We start from the raw sequence: 16,482 nt of genomic DNA on the forward strand, positions 1-16,482 counted from the left end.
GCCTATATCCGATTACCCGTGGGGTCTCCAAGCAGTTATTGCCTGTTTATGACAAGCCGATGATTTATTACCCGCTATCGACATTAATGCTAGCGGGTATCCGAGATGTCTTGGTGATCACTACCCCTGAAGACAATGAGTCATTCCGCCGCCTGCTGGGCGATGGTAGTGATTACGGTATCAATCTGGAATACGCTATCCAGCCGAGCCCAGACGGCTTAGCACAGGCGTTTATTATCGGTGAAGACTTCATTGGTGATGACAGCTGCTGCCTGATTCTGGGGGATAACATCTTCTATGGCCAGTCGTTCTCGAAAACCCTGCGTAACGCCGCAGAGCGTGAAAGCGGGGCAACGGTCTTTGGCTACCAAGTCAAAGATCCAGAACGTTTTGGTGTGGTTGAGTTTGACGAAAACATGAAAGCGGTTTCTATTGAAGAGAAGCCAGAACAGCCAAAATCAAACTACGCCGTGACCGGCCTGTATTTTTACGATAACCGTGTGGTTGAGATGGCCAAGCAAGTGAAGCCATCGGAACGTGGCGAGCTAGAAATTACCACGCTCAACCAAATGTACCTAGAAGACGGCTCATTGAATGTCGAACTACTTGGCCGTGGTTTTGCTTGGTTGGATACCGGTACCCACGAAAGCCTGCATGAAGCCTCTTCGTTCGTCCAGACGATCGAGAACGTCCAAGGCCTAAAAGTGGCTTGCCTGGAAGAAGTTGCATGGCGCAATGGCTGGCTGGACGACACCCAGTTGTTAGATATTGCTAAGCCAATGATGAAGAATGAATACGGCCGTTACCTGACTTCTCTGGTCAAAGAGAAAAACAGCAAGCGCTAATCCGCTGGGAGCAAACAATGATGAAAGTTTTGGTAACTGGTTGTAATGGCCAGGTAGGTAGCAGCTTGGTCGCTCAGCTTGAAGGTAAAGCTGAGGTACTGGCGGTTGACCGTGACCAGTTAGATATTACCGATGAAGCCGCAGTAACCGAGGCCGTTGCCGCGTTTAACCCAGATGTGGTGATCAATGCTGCTGCACATACAGCGGTAGACCGTGCTGAAGAAGAAGTGGAGTTGTCCTACCAAATTAACCGTGATGGTCCTCGCTTCCTTGCTCGAGCGGCAGAAAAAGCCGGTGCGGCAATGCTCCATATCTCCACCGATTACGTGTTTTCCGGTGATGAAGAAGGGGCATACAGCGAAGGTGATCTGACAAACCCACAAGGTGTTTACGGTGAGAGCAAGCTGGCGGGTGAGTTGGCGGTCTGTGAAGCGTGTCCGCAACACATCATCTTGCGTACTGCATGGGTGTTCGGTGAGACAGGTAACAACTTCGTCAAAACCATGATCCGCCTAGGTCGTGATCGTGACCAGCTTGGTATTGTCGGTGATCAGTTCGGTGGCCCAACCTATGCAGGTGACATTGCTGCAGCACTGATTGTTATCGCTGAGCGCTTCATGCGTGGTGAGAGTGTCGCATGGGGTGTTTACCACTATTCTGGCCTACCAAGTGTAAGTTGGTTCGAGTTTGCTTCTCATATTTTCGAGCAGGCAAAAGCCCAAGGTGTGATTGATACCATCCCTGCGCTTAGCAGTATTACAACAGCGGACTACCCGACACCGGCTAAACGCCCGGCGAACTCCCGTCTGTCGATGGATAAAATTGAAACCAATTTTGGCATTGCGGCTTGTGATTGGCAGGCTGCATTGGCTGATATCCGCCCATACGGATAAGCATTAAATAGAGATATAACAATGAAAGTGATTGATACCAAGATCCCAGATGTCAAAATCATCGAGCCGGCGGTGTTTGGTGACGAGCGCGGGTTCTTTATGGAAACGTGGCAGCAGGAAAAATTCAGCCAGCTAGTAGCTGAGCGTCAGTTTGTCCAAGACAACCATTCAAAGTCAAACAAGGGCATTCTGCGTGGTTTGCACTACCAGACAGAAAACACCCAAGGCAAACTGGTCCGTGTCGTCTCTGGTGAAGTGTACGATGTAGCGGTTGATATCCGCAAAGATTCGCCGACATTTGGTCAATGGGTAGGTGTATTGCTGTCTGCTGAGAACAAGCGTCAACTTTGGGTACCGGAAGGCTTCGCCCATGGTTTCTATGTGACGTCTGAAAGTGCAGAGTTTGTCTATAAGTGTACTGACTACTACAACCCTAAAGCAGAACACTCTATTGCTTGGAATGATCCTGCGTTGGGCATTGAATGGCCGCTGGACGGCGAGCCATCCCTATCAGCCAAAGATGCTGAAGGAACCTTGTTCAAAGATGCAGAATACCTGTAGATCTTGAACTAACTTCAGAGCGACTGTCCTAATCTGGCCAGTCGCTTTTGATTATTAAAACAGTGATGATATGAGGTCAGTTTATATCATCACTGCTTTGCTCGAAAATGTGTGTGGAGCAGTAAATGTCGCAAAAACAAGTTGTTGTGGTAATTGGTATGCACCGAAGCGGTACCAGTGCGATAACAAAGGGCTTGGAGGCCTTGGGCATCTCCCTCAGTGAGGAGGTGCTGGGTGCAAAAGAAGATAACCAAAAAGGCTTCTGGGAAGATATCAAGGTCCTTGAAATTAATGAATCCCTACTGGCACTCCAGGAGTCATCGTGGGATGACAACCGCTTGGGCTTAGCCCCGCTGGTTGAGAGTGTAGAATATAAAGCTCTGTTTGCCGAAGCTGTTGCTTTGGTGGAAGAACGTGTTGTACAGCGCGAAGTTTGGGGTGTCAAAGACCCTCGTACATCAGTACTGGAATCATTCTGGACGCATGTATTCGAAACAGCAGGTGTTGAGGCCAAGTATCTGGTTTGTATGCGAAACCCTCTGGATGTTGCCAAGTCGCTGACATCACGCAACCAGATGGATCGCTACTACGGTTTGTCGTTGTGGGTTAAATACACGGTATCTGCCCTGAAATTTGCCCAAAACAACCCGTGTGCACTGGTTCACTTTGAAGATATCATGTCCGAGACATCGGCCAGCATGGAATCTGTTGCCAAGGTGCTAGGGCTTGATGTTGACCAGGCTTTGCTTGAGCAGTTTGCTGAGGGCTTCCTTGACCGCTCTTTGGTTCATTCTGAGTCGCCGCTGTCATTGCTTGAAAAAGACCCACAGCTTTCCCCTGCTTTGGTCAACCTTTACCGCTACACTCTGTCTTTGGTGGATAAACCACTGGAAGACATTGACGTTGCTTTCCTTGAACAGCAGCAAGAAGCCTTTTTTGAACACTATGCCGATTACTTTGCCCTACTAGAAGATAAATTGGCATTAGATAAAGAGGTGGTTGCCCAGGCGGATGAACTGTATCTTCGTGGCCAAGCCTTGCATGAGCGTGATATTTCTATTCTTGCGACCAATCAGCGATTGGAAGAGCAGGTTCAGAAAATTAATCAACATGAAGAGCAGATAGGCCAACTAAAATGTCAGGTCTGTAAGCTTAACGCTGAGAATGAACAGCTTGCCGAACAAGCTGGTGCTCTGGCCGGAATTCAAGAAAGCTACAACCAATTAATTGCTTCGAAGTCGTGGGTGATTACTAAACCTATGCGTGGTATCCGTCGCTTGATCACCAAGCCAGGTCAATATTCCCCGCATTATATGTCACGCCTGAAGGGAGCGATTAAAAAAACGCCGCTATTGCCTTTGGCCAGAAAGTTACAGCTTAAGTATCATGCGCTAAAGCATAAATGTCAGGCGGCTCCTCATTCTTCGCAGAATTTGCACAGTATCCAAAGCGTGTCAGACAAGCGTGCCAACGTGCTGTTTTCTGACGCCCACGTTAAGACTGCTGCATTTCGTTTGGGGGATGCCCAACCAGAAGTTGCCGTTACCGTTGTGACTTACAACAATGGCCGCTGGTTGCCGACTTTTTCCCAGTCATTGCTAGCCCAGCAGTACCCTTGCCATAAGATGCACCTGCACTTCGTAGATAATGGTTCAACGGATGATACTGTAGAAAAACTGAATGCTTTCAAGTCAGAGCACCAGGAAGCTTTTGCTTCAGTATCGGTACACCAGCGCCCGAACCTTGGTTTCGGTGCCGGTCATGATTATGCTATCACTCAAAGCGATACTGAGTTCGTCCTTGTTACCAACATTGACTTGGAGTTCTCTCCTCAAGCTATCAGCAATGTGGTTAACTTTGCCGTTGATGACAGTGAAGAGGTAGCCAGTTGGGAGCTTCGCCAGAAGCCTTACGAGCATCCAAAGTATTACGATCCTGTCACGCTGGAAGCGGCTTGGAGCTCTCATGCCTGTATTCTGATCAGGCGTTCGGCATACGATGCGGTCGGTGGCTACGAGCACCGTATCTTCATGTATGGTGAAGACGTAGAACTCTCTTACCGTTTCCGAAATGCCGGTTACATTCTGCGATATGTACCTGCCGCATATGTTCACCACTATACCTATGATGAAGTCAATCAGGTTAAGCCAATCCAGTTTACCGGTAGTACCGTTGCCAATGCATTGCTGCGCTTCCGTTACGGTAACAACGTAGACAAAGTGTCTGCACTGGCACTTCAGGCTGCTTTGATGGTACGTGGTGGTAGTTTCCCAGACAGCCGTAAGCTACTGCTGGGTAATGTCAATAAACTATTTAAAGATGGTCGCCATTTCCTCGGTACCCAGCGCCGTGAAGGGGTCTACTTCCCATTCCGTGGCTTTGACTACGAAATGACAAGGGACGGGGCTTTTTACACGCTGAACCCAGAGAACCAACAGCGCGAATTGCCTAAGGTGACTATTGTTACCCGTACTTACCGTGGTCGTGAGTTCTGGCTCAAGGAGTGTATTGCTTCTGTGATTAACCAGACTTACCCAAATATCGAGCATGTTATTGTTGAAGACGGTGGTGAAACGATGAAACCGCTTGTCGAGGAAGCGAAAGCTGCTTACGGTGAAAACTACACAGTACGCTTCGCCGGTTTTGACAAGAAGGGACGTTCCCACACAGGTAACCAAGGACTAGAAATGGCCAGCGGGGAATACTGCCTATTCCTTGATGACGATGACTTGATCTTCCCGGATCACGTTGAAGTGCTGGTGGATGAAATGTTGGCTGATCCTAAGTTAGGGGCGGCTTACTCGTTGGCATGGGATGTCCACACGGATGTTGATCGCTCTAAGGAAGTGCCTACGTACAAAGAGCATCATTTTGAAACCCTGCCTGTTTTCCATCAGGAGTTTGACGTCGAAACCATGTTGCGACATAACTATATTCCAATTCAGGCTATTTTGTTCAAAAAATCCCTGTATACCGAATTGGGTGGTTTTGACGAGACAATGGAGCATTTGGAAGACTGGAACCTGTGGACCAAATATGCATTGAACTCGACCTTCAAGTTTGTACCTAAGACAACATCACTGTTCCGTACGCCAAGTAACGAACAGGAGAGGTTGCGTAGGGCGTTGCTGTTGGACTCTGCATTCCAGAGCGCCATGGAGAAGCAGCAAGAGCTTATCCAGCAAGCTGAACAATCTAAACTGGCGCAGGAAGAAAACTGAGCCTAGTTTTATAGGTAATCTGGCCTGATAGGGCCAGATAGCATCAAACAAAAACACCAGGCCTAATCAGCTTGGTGTTTTTTTGTATTTGAAATAGAACCTTGTTGCTGGCGAGGAGCCTTCAAGCAAATCAGCGGTAGGCTTTGGAGCTAAAAAGCACCACTGTTATTCTCTGCGAGAGGGGCTAAGTCGAAAACGGCATTGTTTTAGTACCCTATTGCCTGACAGAACTACTTAAGTTGCAGGCAGTATAGGGTATTAGGTTTTATGATGACGCAGTGTTCAGCAGCCAGTTTAGCTATTCTGTTATTGTTTTTGTTCGTCAAGGATGGCTAAAGGGTGCTTACCCGTGTAGCCAGTTGGTGCATCAACCAATAATTTGACGACTTTTTCAATTTGGAAAAGGTGGCAACTCTCATCAAGCTCATCGAGCAAACGGTTCATCTCTTCCCAAGATAGCTTTTCTTCTTTCGCCGAGTAGATGGCAGGGTGGAACGTGCCCTCGACATTGTCGCCAATCAGCAACTCTTCGTAGAGTTTTTCGCCTGGGCGTAAGCCGGTAAATTGGATTTCAATTTCATCGCCGTATTTGTCGCTGCTCTGACCGTTCTTCACTGAGTAACCCATCAACTTGATCATTCGCTCAGCCAAATCAAGGATTTTTACTGGTTTACCCATGTCCAGCAGGAATACCTGCCCGTTGTGCGCCATTGCCCCGGCTTGAATGACGAGTTGGGCAGCCTCAGGGATCAGCATGAAATAGCGGGTAATATCCGGGTGGGTGACTGTTACTGGCCCGCCTTGTTTAATCTGCTGTTTGAACAGCGGGACAACAGAGCCTGAAGAGCCCAAAACATTACCAAAGCGTACGATGGTAAAGGTGGTGGAAGACTGTTTATCAGCTTGTGCCTGAAGTAGCAGTTCCGCCATCCTTTTGCTGGTACCCATAATATTGGTTGGGCGAACGGCTTTATCGGTAGAGATAAGGGTAAAGTTTTTTACGCCCGCTTCAATAGCCGCTTCTGCGACGTACAAAGTGCCAAAAATATTGTTGCGCACACCTTCGATAACGTTGTCTTCAACCAGTGGGACATGCTTGTAAGCCGCTGAATGGTAAACAGTCTCAACCTGGTGGGTTGTCATCAAATGTTTAACGCGATTCTTTCGTTGCACGGAACCGAGGGACGCAACGATGTTGACATCGAGTTTGAGTGAAGACTTCATCGACTGCATTTCACGTTCGATGGCATAAAGGTTGTACTCATTGAGCTCGAAAAGTACCAAGGTCGTCGGGTTTTGACGGATTATCTGGCGGCAAAGTTCTGAGCCAATAGACCCGCCGGCGCCGGTTACCATGACTGATTTACCGGTAATATTTCGGCTGAGCAGCTCATGATTAGGTTCGACTTGGGTGCGTCCAAGAAGATCGCTAATCGTAAGGTCTTTCACTTCATCAAGGCGCGCCTGACCCGATGCGATATCTTCAACAGAGGGTACCGATTGAATGGCAATCGGAAACTCTGCACAGCGTTCGATAAGGTCTTGGCGTTTAGTCTTGGAGATATTGTTGATGGCAAGCAACAGCTTCACCGGTTCGTACAGTGATAGCAACTTTTGCATATCTTTACTGTGGTGAACCCGTAGGCCTGAGATGATTTGGCCTACTTTTTGGTAGTCGTCATCAATAATCACGACAGGGTGGTATTCATGGCCGTTAATTAAGGAATACGCCAGTTGTCGGCCTGTCGAACCCGCACCGTAGATTAATACATTGGGCTTACGTCGCTTGTTGTAGTGGTAGTAAATGGTGCGAAATACTATACGTGGGCCGCCTAGGGTCAGGTAGGCAAGGGCAGCATAGATCAATGGAACGCTACGCGGTACAAAAGACTGGAGGAAGAAACCAGACAGTGACAGCACAATTGCGGAGAGAGAGATTGCCGCGAAAATATGCCCAAGGGCTGGGATCATCATGTAGCGCAATACCGCCCGGTATAAGCCCAACTTAGTAAACAGGAATATTGACAGCATGACTGTAACAACGGCGCTGATGATTTCGGGGGTGCCGAGTGTTAAAGGCCATTCGCCCAGTCGGATAGCCAATGCACAATAGAGCGAACCAAAGAGGGCAATGACATCGTAAGCGACAGTAAGATAACGCTTGTGTTTACGCTGTGATTGGAGGAACAATTTTAAGGGAGTAAACATACAAAACTAATCCCGGAGCGGAAGGTCGATAACGGCTGCGATCATACCAAGCATAATGCTATATAGCTAATAAAGATGACGCAGGACTTACACCTAAAAGAATAATCGTTTATTTAAAAGGCGGTGCTTGAGAATGAGATTTGCTGTTGAAAGCATCTTCCTCCTTCTTATGTTTGTTGTTGTGAAATCCCCATTTGCCATCGGTTGATGGCAAAGCATGATAAGATACCTCATCAATGAGACGGCTAGAACAACTGCAGTTTGCTGAGCGGTTAGGTAGCTCTTTACAAGTAGATGTTTCCCCTGTAAAAGGGCGCATGTCTTAGTGACCGCCTGACTCCCTTGCTGAGGGATTGAACAAAAGCACAGAGAGATGATTCATGAACAACTTGAAAATACAGGTGTTGGACCGCACACTGGCCGCTGCTGGGCTAGTAGCCTTGTCACCGGTTATGGCTGTTGTCTATTGCCTCGGTCAGCGTGAAACGGGTTCGCCTATTTTCGTTCAAGAACGGGTAGGGCAACACCAAAAGCCGTTCAACCTGTATAAGTTCAGAACAATGGCACCGACAACCCAATCGGTAGCAACCCATATGGTCGACGCCAATGCGGTAACGCCCCTTGGCCGTATCCTACGTAAAACCAAATTGGATGAATTGCCCCAACTTGTTAATGTCCTCAAAGGCGAGATGAGTATCGTTGGCCCACGCCCTTGTTTGTTTAACCAAACCGAACTCATCGAGGCACGCGAACGTGAAGGCGTCTTTGCCGTTCGCCCGGGGATCACTGGCCTTGCCCAAGTTCGGGGAGTAGACATGTCGACTCCACAACAGCTGTCTAAGCTTGATGCGGAGATGATCCAACACTTCTCGCTTAAGAATTACTTTACTTATATTTTGCAAACGGCAACAGGTAAAGGTGCGGGCGATAGGGTGAAGTCGTGACAGCATTGGTAACTCTCGAACACGATATCCGTGACATTATCGCTGTGTTTAATCAAACCTTCCTTACAAGCCATAACACTGAATTGGTGCGAGGGGAGGAAGAGCCGATTTACCTACCTGCCGATGAGAACAATCCGCACCATAGGGTGATCTTTGCAAGGGGCTACTTTGCTTCGGCGCTGCATGAAATCGCCCACTGGTGTATTGCCGGGCCGCAAAGGCGATTACTGGAAGATTATGGTTACTGGTATGAACCTGATGGTCGTACGGCAGAACAGCAAGCCGCTTTTGAAGTGGTGGAGGTGAAGCCCCAAGCAGTGGAATGGCTGTTGGCTGCCAGTTGTGGTTTCCGCTTCCAAGTCAGCTGTGATAATTTAAGTGGCTCGATAGAGCCTGATCGAATCGGCTTTACCAACAAGGTCAGGGAGCAAGTGCTCCTATACCTAGAACACGGCATTCCAGAGCGCGCTAAAGTGTTGTCTGAAGCTTTGCGTAACCACTATGGGATACCCGCTTTAACGCCTGCGACGTTTAAATAACATATGGTACGGTGGGAAGCGCACCGAATCACAGAACCGGAATATAAAATGATCCTACATTACGAAGAGGCGTTACTGACGCTGATTGATGACACTGTGGCCTCGGCTAGCGATGATGAGTTGTTTGCTGGAGGCTACTTGCGTGGTCATATCTCCCTGTCTGCGGCTAAATGTGAAAGCATGCCGGAAGGGTCTATTGCGCAGATGGATGAGGCGATTGAAAACAGCTTGGCCGAGGCGCGAAGTGAATTGTCCCCGGCCGATCAGCAATTTGTGGCAGAACTATGGGCCACACTGCAAAAGCAGGCAAAGCTATCACTGGGTGAACAGCGCTAGTCTGGCAAAATATTGCGCGGTAATTGGAAGGGCAGCCTTATAGGGCTGCTTTTTTGTTAAAAGCTGAGAAATAAAAGGTCAAAGGTCTTGCTGATTGTTATAACTTATCGTGAGTTAGATATTTACTGCGATAATCAGCTGCGCCAGCAAAGAGAGCTAATGCAATCATCACTACGAGGAAACCGGCTCCGAACACCAAGTTTTCCTCAACCAGAAGTTGATAGCAGCTGAGGGTAAATATACCTAGTACGACGACCAAATTAAATGAATGAAAAAACGGATGGTTCACAGTGAACCGAGCATATGCCCTCATCATGCTCTATCTCTCTATATTGTCTAAAGTTTGAAAATGATCATTAGAAGTTTTTTAACGTTAATATTATGTCGTCAATCAACTAACAACCTTGTCCTTTATTTATGATAGATGATCATCAAAGTACATGTCGGGCATCTAGAATAATTTACTCCCATCGACTCATGAATGAGACGAAGAAAAAGAAAACCACCCCAATGATTGCGGGGTATTTTATTATAATAAAATTAATGATTTATTGGCTGATTGTGATGATTGGCGTTGAGTTGCCGATCCTGTTCTTACAAGCAAATTGGTCTGGAAATTTGAAAAACCTTGCTTTGCCTTGTTACTTGACCGATGCGCAAAAAAAGCCTCACTCATGGTTGAGTGAGGCTTGAAATTTAAGTTAGGGTTTTACAATCCTTCAGAACCACAGAACCACAGAACCACAGAACCACAGAACCACAGAACCACAGAACCACAGAACCACAGAACCGCTTTTCCTAGTTCATCGCTTTCTTGCTATACCATGGCGATCTTGCATCCGTCACCCCAAACAGTTGGTATTTACGGTTTAGCATTTGGCCACCGTCACGGGTTAGAGGGAGCCAAGAAATCGTTGCACGGTTAGTACTCGGTTTCACTGTCATCACGTCAAACGGTATCGAGATATAGAAGCCTTTGGTGTAGCTGCCTTCACCGTATTCATCTGCAGATAAATCCGTAAAGGTGGCAAAAGCACCAGCGGTGATACCACTATCGAATTGCTTCGAGAAATCAATAGTGACACCGAGATCTTCAGTAAGGTACTGACCCGCACTAACTTTAAACAAAGTATTTGGTAACCAATCCCACTGTGGTTGATAGTAGCCGGAGACATGGCCAGTCATCGCCCCAGTTTGTACCCGGTATGGACGGTTAGTAATTGGGTCAAATTGATTTTCTTCAGTAAAGAAGCCAAATGCCGAGTCTGGGTCACGCTGTACCACATAGTTAACATCCATGCCGACAGCCCAATTTGCGCCGAGTGGGCGATAAAGTAGTTCTCCACCGACACCACCAAACATCATTTCCAGATAGCCGCCATACGCTTGGCTGTACCAGTTATCCCCTAATTTATCCATCCAAGTAAGCTGTAGGTTATCAAGACGGACAGGGTTATCACTAATATATTGGCGAACCAAGGTACGGACGCGTTTCAAATCAGTGCCATCGGGCGGTACGTCATACAAGAACTTATCGTAGTTATCATAGATATTGAAGTAGACAGAGCCACCGAGTTCAATATTGTCAGTAAACCAATAGTTCGCTCCGGCATTGATACCTATATTGAAGAGATAAAAATCATCGGGATTGCCGATAGATTGCTGTAATGTTGGTGAAAGGTTGACATCCCAGCGTCTACTTGGCTCTGCCACCAATTGACCTTCTGGCTCATTCGGCGTTGCAACCGAACTGCTGTCTTCAACATTCGCACCAATATATTCAACATTGGCAATTTGGCTGAATTTCTTGGCATCAATCCGAGTTTCGGTGATTGCCTGGTGGTTGCTGGTTTCAATCAAACGATATTCGGCCACATCTGGGCCTCGGTTAGCCAACACGGTCGCGGCACGTTCATGGGCTTCGTTACGGTCACGGTATTTGCTTTGATCGGCACTGACAGTGACACTGTTTTCATCGTAATGGATAGTAGGGTTCTTATACCCCGCTATCGAATGGAGTTCGTCAGCAAGAACCTGCCATTCTGAATTAGTTAGATCGGGAGCGTTTGATGAGTTTTCACTTCGTGGGACATAATTTGGCGCTGGCTCATCTTGCCAGCCTGATTTTAGGCTATTGAAGTTGGTATATAGATTAAAGCCAAATGTCCAAGTGTTGCCGCGTTCATAACTTAGGCGTAGATCCCCCCAGTTACCAAGCCGGTATAGTGCACCATAGTTAAACTTGCTGTCCTGCGGCATTTTAATATCACCGCTGGTAACTGGAAAATCACCTTCGTAATCGTTGGCGTCATATTCTAGCTTAAATCGTAATGGTTCCCACGGGCTTTGATACTCAAGACCACCATATAATGACATTGGGCCACTGAAGAAGTTATCAAAGTTAGCTGTTCCCCATTGACCACCAATTTCGCGCTCACAGAAGCGGTCGGCTAAATCACATAATGGGTTGGTAACATTGCCGCTGTTACCCATGTAACCCCATGCAACACCGAGTGTGACATCGACAGGGCCAAATTGTTTATTGGCGGCAATAAACTCGCCATCGAATAAGCCGGTTCCGCCAAAGTCACGTACTCCAAAAGCGACTTCTGGTAACCAGTAGCTTTCATTCCATAAACGAACTTTAAAATCTATACCCTTATCAGAATATTTTGTTCCATCTTCGAATGATAGGTTTTTTACATCCTGCACTATTGTGTATCGAATTGTCGCTTCAAACCAAGGGAGGAGCTGAAGAGAGGCATTATAATGATGATACTCACTATTATAAGTGGCCCCGGCACTGAACTCACCGGTTGGGTTCATACGTGCAGTTGGCATTTGCATCAAGCCGACACCACCAAAGTCAGACTGTGACGGCCTTAATACTGGGTAACTAAATTCATCGGCATTGGCTGAGTATGCTGGCAGGATTGCCAATGCAATCGCAGACAGCTTAAAGAGGCGATTAGTTAAGAAGCCATTAGGTACTTGAGTAAGAATATTGATTCCTTTGTTTGACATGATTACAGCACCTTGTTCGTTAGCAAGTTAACCATCTCGTGATTGAATGATTTGTAATCACTCGGTAAATCGTTATAGCCGATAAAAATGGTCGCACCAGGAGCAACGTCCCTATGATCCTTATTCCAGTAAGCAATAGGGTGGTGTTGAACAGCGCCATCTGGTTGAATGACAACCGCATAATCTTTTTGGTGATTGTCAATTAATGCTGTTTTATCGAGATATTGTTTTGCCGACCAGCGTGGTTGCCACTGGATGAGTGTTGGCTTTTGCGTAGCACCCATGACCAAAACATCTTCTGGGCGATTAGCTAAATAGAAATGATATTCGCCGCTAAGCAAAGGGTTTAATTTTTTGTTTAATCGAATAGCATCAAAATCAAGTGGGGTAAATTGCTTGGTGTATAAGATGTTATCGTTTATCCAACGCTCGTTAGCCCGAAGGCTGGCTTTTACAGCAAAACTGGTTGGCTCTTTATCAACAAGTTGGTCGATAAGCTTAAGAACGGTTGGCTTATTCTCTGGTTCAGCTGCTGAGGTTAGTGTACTTCCTAACCAGAAGATGCTGTCAGCACGAAACGGTTTGCCTTGAACAGTTTTAGTCTTGACTAACTGCGTAGACATATTGTCGCTTATAACTTGGCTTAACCGCATAGGCTCTTGATAGTTCAAAGACCAAGCCTGAGTTTTATCAGGACTATATATGGTGACAATCAACGGTTGCTGGCTGTTCGTAGTAGCACCAGAGAAAGGGCTAAAGAAAGCTACGGCAAAAAGTATGAAATAAGGCCTAGCTCGTTGGGCCCATTTTGACCGGTTCAATAACTGTTGAATTGGGTGGTAACACAAAGCGCTCACAATATTATCCCTAGGCAAACGGTTTAAGCAGAGTCAGTTCGATGTAAGGCAGATTAGGAGCCAGTTTTTGTTTGCTCTTAATAACAGCTCCAGTGTTTGGATCTATCCACCAGTGATTGTCATATTGAATACTCAAAATGGGGATGGAGACATGCTCGATGTAATACTTGCTTGGCTTTATCGAATCGTTGATATCAAGTTGTTCGTTAGTAATGAAGTCAAATTCACTTTTTACTGGATAGCCCCAATGATACCCAGGTTGCCAATCAATAGAATGTTGCCAATGTTTTGGGGTAGTAGGCAAGTGTAGCCCTAATGCAAGTGGGTCAGTTTGCTTGCTATAGCTGTCAACGAGATTACCGGATGGTAAGTTAATGGTTTTTACGATCCGACCATGTTCGGTGATAAGCATGCCTTTATCGGCAGATACCCACTTAAGTTGGGTACTTGACCGATTTGTCGTATTTGGCGTTGAGATAACGGAGATATCCGTTAATCCAAGAGTCGCGCTTTCTTCGGCAAAAGCTAATACCATGAAAGCCTGTGGACCATCATCAACCCGGGCATACATGCTAGCGTAAGGCAATTGGTTGATTTCTTCTGCGCTTAGGGTGGCATCTTTATCGCCAAAAAAAGCAAGGTTAACGGTATCGTTAACATCGTTAAACTTTTGACTGCAGCCAATAAGGGTTAATGAGAGAAGTAATGCAGTTGAACTTTGTCGAAACATGGAGGTAGCATCCAAATTGCTTAATTGAGAATAGTCGGGGGCCTTTGAACAAGGTGTCAGAATTGGGGGTAACTTTCTACTTGACGTTAGGTAAATCTATGGACAGCTGACAAAGTTAACCGCGCAATTCAAGCGCGGTTAACCATCATCAACTCAATGTGGATTATCGAGCTGCTGTTGCTGTTGCTGTTGTTGTTGTGCTGTTGCTGCCGCCAGAATCGGCAATGGCAACAGCTCCAACAACAACAGCTGCACCAACTGCAACAGTTGTAGCAGTAACACCGCCTACCGCTGCTGCTGCACCAGTACCCGCACCAGCGGCTGCACCACTAGTTGTTGCAGTTGCACTAGCTGTTGAGGTGCCAGTAGATGCTGCTGTTGAACCAGTTTCAGTTGCTGCAAACGCCGTGCCACTTAGAGATAGCGCAGCAATCATTGCCAAAGCTGTTTTCTTCATCTTATTCCCTTACTTGTTGGTCGAAAGTAATAATTATGTATGTAAAAAAATATCAATCAAGCGGTTGCCGCCTTCTATGCAATGATATTGTGATTAACACAAATCCGCAATGCATCTAATCAATTGTCATAAAAGAGTTTTATGAAATCTCAAATCAAGTCGTTAAAAAGACACGATTTGCAAAAAATTTGTGACTTTGCTGAGCAAAACAATTTTAGGAGGATTTAGGTGTGCTACATGTGACTTCTTGTCTTTAAAATGATTTTGAAAACTTCTTAATTAATTTTATAGCTTAAAAATCATGACTTTGACCACAAAGTGTGTAACTGAGGGAATGTGTTCAATGAAATTCATATTCCTATCAACAAAAAAAATGTGTAAAATCTTCATCAATATTGAAGGCATTAAGTTCCCTCATTATGAGTCGAAATTTGACATTTCGATGTAATATATTTGCGATAGTGTGTACCCCGTACTCAAAACTGACGGTCATTAGGAACCATAACCTAAGGGCGGTAGCGTGTCTAAACTACTCTGACAGCTAAGCCGACTGAAGTATAAATTCGCAAAGTTCTTCTTGTTAGAACTCTGAACTTCCGTTCATCTTAAGCTGATAGCTGATAGCTGATAGCTGATAGCTGATAGCTGATCTAACTAACGGTAGTTTCACATTTTAGTATTTTTATCCACGCTGATAGCTGATAGCTTATAGCTGACTTTTTTTTCTTCTTTCAACCTTTTCGAAAACAAATATGCATTTCACAAAGAAGCTCTTTATACCGGCAGTGGCGACGGCTTTGCTGGCGGGTTGTACTGTGCCCGGTTCACACCTAACAATAGATGATAAAAATGTCGTTGCCTCACAACAAGAAAGAGACAGTGATATTTCCGAACAGGTTAATGTGTACCCACTAACCGCTAGTGCGGTCAGGCAGCACAAATCACCAGCTGTATATTCTAAAGCAAATCCAGCACTGGATGCTGAAATAGCCCGCTACCAATACCACATCGGACCTGGTGATATTTTAAATATTACCATTTGGGATCACCCAGAGCTGACTATTCCTGCTGGCTCTTATCGAAGCTCAGCCGAAGCGGGTAACTGGGTACATGCTGATGGCTCCATTTTTTATCCTTACATTGGCTCGGTACAGGTAGAGGGTAAAACGGTTACCCAAGTACGTGATGAAATTGCCACTCGTCTAGCAAAGTACATCGAAAGCCCACAGGTTGATGTCAATGTCGCTTCTTTCCGCTCCCAAAAAACCTATATTACTGGTGAGATCAACAAGCCGGGCCAGCAGCCAATTACTAACGTGCCACTAACATTATTAGATGCAGTTAACCGTGCTGGTGGCTTAGCTGAGAGTGCTGACTGGCGTAACGTAACGCTGACCCGAAATGGCATTGAAGAAAATGTTTCACTTTATGCGCTAATGCAACGCGGTGATTTAACCCAAAACCGGTTATTACGCCCAGGTGATATTGTTCATGTGCCACGAAATGATGCACAGAAAGTCTTCGTAATGGGTGAGGTGAATAACCCACAATTGCTTAAAATTGATCGTAGCGGCATGAGCCTAACCGAGGCATTGAGTCACGTTGGTGGAATCAACGAACTAGAAGCTGATGCGACTGGGGTATTTGTCATTCGCGGTAACGAACTGTCAACCACAGATGAAAGCCAACCGTTAGCAAACATTTATCAGTTAAATGTTAAAGATGCGTCTGCTTTGGTAATTGGTACCGAATTTGAGTTGCAGCCTTATGATATTGTTTATGTAACCGCCGCGCCAATTAGTCGCTGGAACCGTGTTGTTCGTCAACTTCTGCCTACCATTACTGGTTTCAATGAGCTAACTGAAGG

General features: G+C 46.1%; 14 protein-coding genes. 9 read left to right on the top strand and 5 right to left on the bottom strand.

All coding sequences use genetic code 11. From position 1 onward, the window contains the following. The 4 genes from rfbA to BIZ37_RS24915 form a co-directional block, all read left to right on the top strand. On the top strand, nt 1-845 hold an 845-nt coding region (rfbA, locus tag BIZ37_RS24900; protein WP_187463804.1), incomplete at its 5' end, for a glucose-1-phosphate thymidylyltransferase RfbA. Between the two features lie 20 nt (nt 846-865). Then, complete coding sequence (gene rfbD / locus BIZ37_RS24905) at nt 866-1,738, top strand: dTDP-4-dehydrorhamnose reductase (RefSeq protein WP_187463817.1); 873 nt, start codon at nt 866-868, stop codon at nt 1,736-1,738. Between the two features lie 21 nt (nt 1,739-1,759). After that, nucleotides 1,760-2,299 carry a dTDP-4-dehydrorhamnose 3,5-epimerase gene (gene rfbC, locus BIZ37_RS24910; protein WP_187463805.1) on the top strand — a complete coding sequence of 180 codons (540 nt, stop codon included), beginning with the start codon at nt 1,760-1,762 and terminating at the stop codon, nt 2,297-2,299. A 125-nt stretch (nt 2,300-2,424) separates the two neighbouring features. Next, nucleotides 2,425-5,520: a glycosyltransferase gene (locus BIZ37_RS24915; protein WP_187463806.1), complete on the top strand. Its 3,096-nt coding sequence runs from the start codon at nt 2,425-2,427 to the stop codon at nt 5,518-5,520. 306 nt (nt 5,521-5,826) lie between these two features. Here the strand turns inward: BIZ37_RS24915 and BIZ37_RS24920 are convergent, their stop codons facing one another. Then, entirely contained in the window at nt 5,827-7,728 is a 1,902-nt protein-coding gene (locus BIZ37_RS24920; protein ID WP_187463807.1) for a nucleoside-diphosphate sugar epimerase/dehydratase, read from the bottom strand. 389 nt (nt 7,729-8,117) lie between these two features. On the opposite strand from BIZ37_RS24920, the gene BIZ37_RS24925 reads away from it, so the two are divergent. From BIZ37_RS24925 to BIZ37_RS24945, 4 genes are all read left to right on the top strand, one after another. Beyond that, nucleotides 8,118-8,672: a sugar transferase gene (locus tag BIZ37_RS24925; RefSeq protein WP_370577700.1), complete on the top strand. Its 555-nt coding sequence runs from the start codon at nt 8,118-8,120 to the stop codon at nt 8,670-8,672. Then, nucleotides 8,669-9,211, top strand: a complete 543-nt coding sequence (locus BIZ37_RS24930) for an elongation factor P hydroxylase (RefSeq protein WP_370577696.1) — start codon at nt 8,669-8,671, stop codon at nt 9,209-9,211. The genes BIZ37_RS24925 and BIZ37_RS24930 overlap by 4 nt, the downstream gene beginning before the upstream one ends. A gap of 48 nt (nt 9,212-9,259) precedes the next feature. Continuing rightward, nucleotides 9,260-9,547 carry a YfcL family protein gene (locus BIZ37_RS24935; protein WP_187463809.1) on the top strand — a complete coding sequence of 96 codons (288 nt, stop codon included), beginning with the start codon at nt 9,260-9,262 and terminating at the stop codon, nt 9,545-9,547. A 477-nt stretch (nt 9,548-10,024) separates the two neighbouring features. Further along, complete coding sequence (locus tag BIZ37_RS24945; RefSeq protein ID WP_187463811.1) at nt 10,025-10,240, top strand: hypothetical protein; 216 nt, start codon at nt 10,025-10,027, stop codon at nt 10,238-10,240. A gap of 105 nt (nt 10,241-10,345) precedes the next feature. On the opposite strand, the gene BIZ37_RS24950 is transcribed toward BIZ37_RS24945, so the two are convergent. The 4 genes from BIZ37_RS24950 to BIZ37_RS24965 all read right to left on the bottom strand — a co-directional run bounded on the left by BIZ37_RS24950 (nt 10,346) and on the right by BIZ37_RS24965 (nt 14,615). After that, entirely contained in the window at nt 10,346-12,571 is a 2,226-nt protein-coding gene (locus BIZ37_RS24950) for a YjbH domain-containing protein (protein ID WP_187463812.1), read from the bottom strand. A 2-nt stretch (nt 12,572-12,573) separates the two neighbouring features. Further along, on the bottom strand, nt 12,574-13,194 hold the full coding sequence (locus BIZ37_RS24955) for a capsule biosynthesis GfcC family protein (protein ID WP_222939821.1): 621 nt from the start codon (nt 13,192-13,194) through the stop codon (nt 12,574-12,576). 244 nt (nt 13,195-13,438) lie between these two features. Beyond that, nucleotides 13,439-14,158, bottom strand: a complete 720-nt coding sequence (locus BIZ37_RS24960) for a YjbF family lipoprotein (RefSeq protein WP_187463814.1) — start codon at nt 14,156-14,158, stop codon at nt 13,439-13,441. A gap of 163 nt (nt 14,159-14,321) precedes the next feature. Continuing rightward, on the bottom strand, nt 14,322-14,615 hold the full coding sequence (locus BIZ37_RS24965) for a hypothetical protein (RefSeq protein WP_187463815.1): 294 nt from the start codon (nt 14,613-14,615) through the stop codon (nt 14,322-14,324). A gap of 752 nt (nt 14,616-15,367) precedes the next feature. On the opposite strand from BIZ37_RS24965, the gene BIZ37_RS24970 reads away from it, so the two are divergent. Next, nucleotides 15,368-16,482 (top strand): polysaccharide export protein (locus BIZ37_RS24970; RefSeq protein WP_187463816.1); only part of this gene is annotated, 1,115 nt, incomplete at its 3' end.

The sequence above is a fragment of the Photobacterium sp. BZF1 genome (assembly GCF_014349205.1).
Lineage (GTDB): Bacteria > Pseudomonadota > Gammaproteobacteria > Enterobacterales > Vibrionaceae > Photobacterium.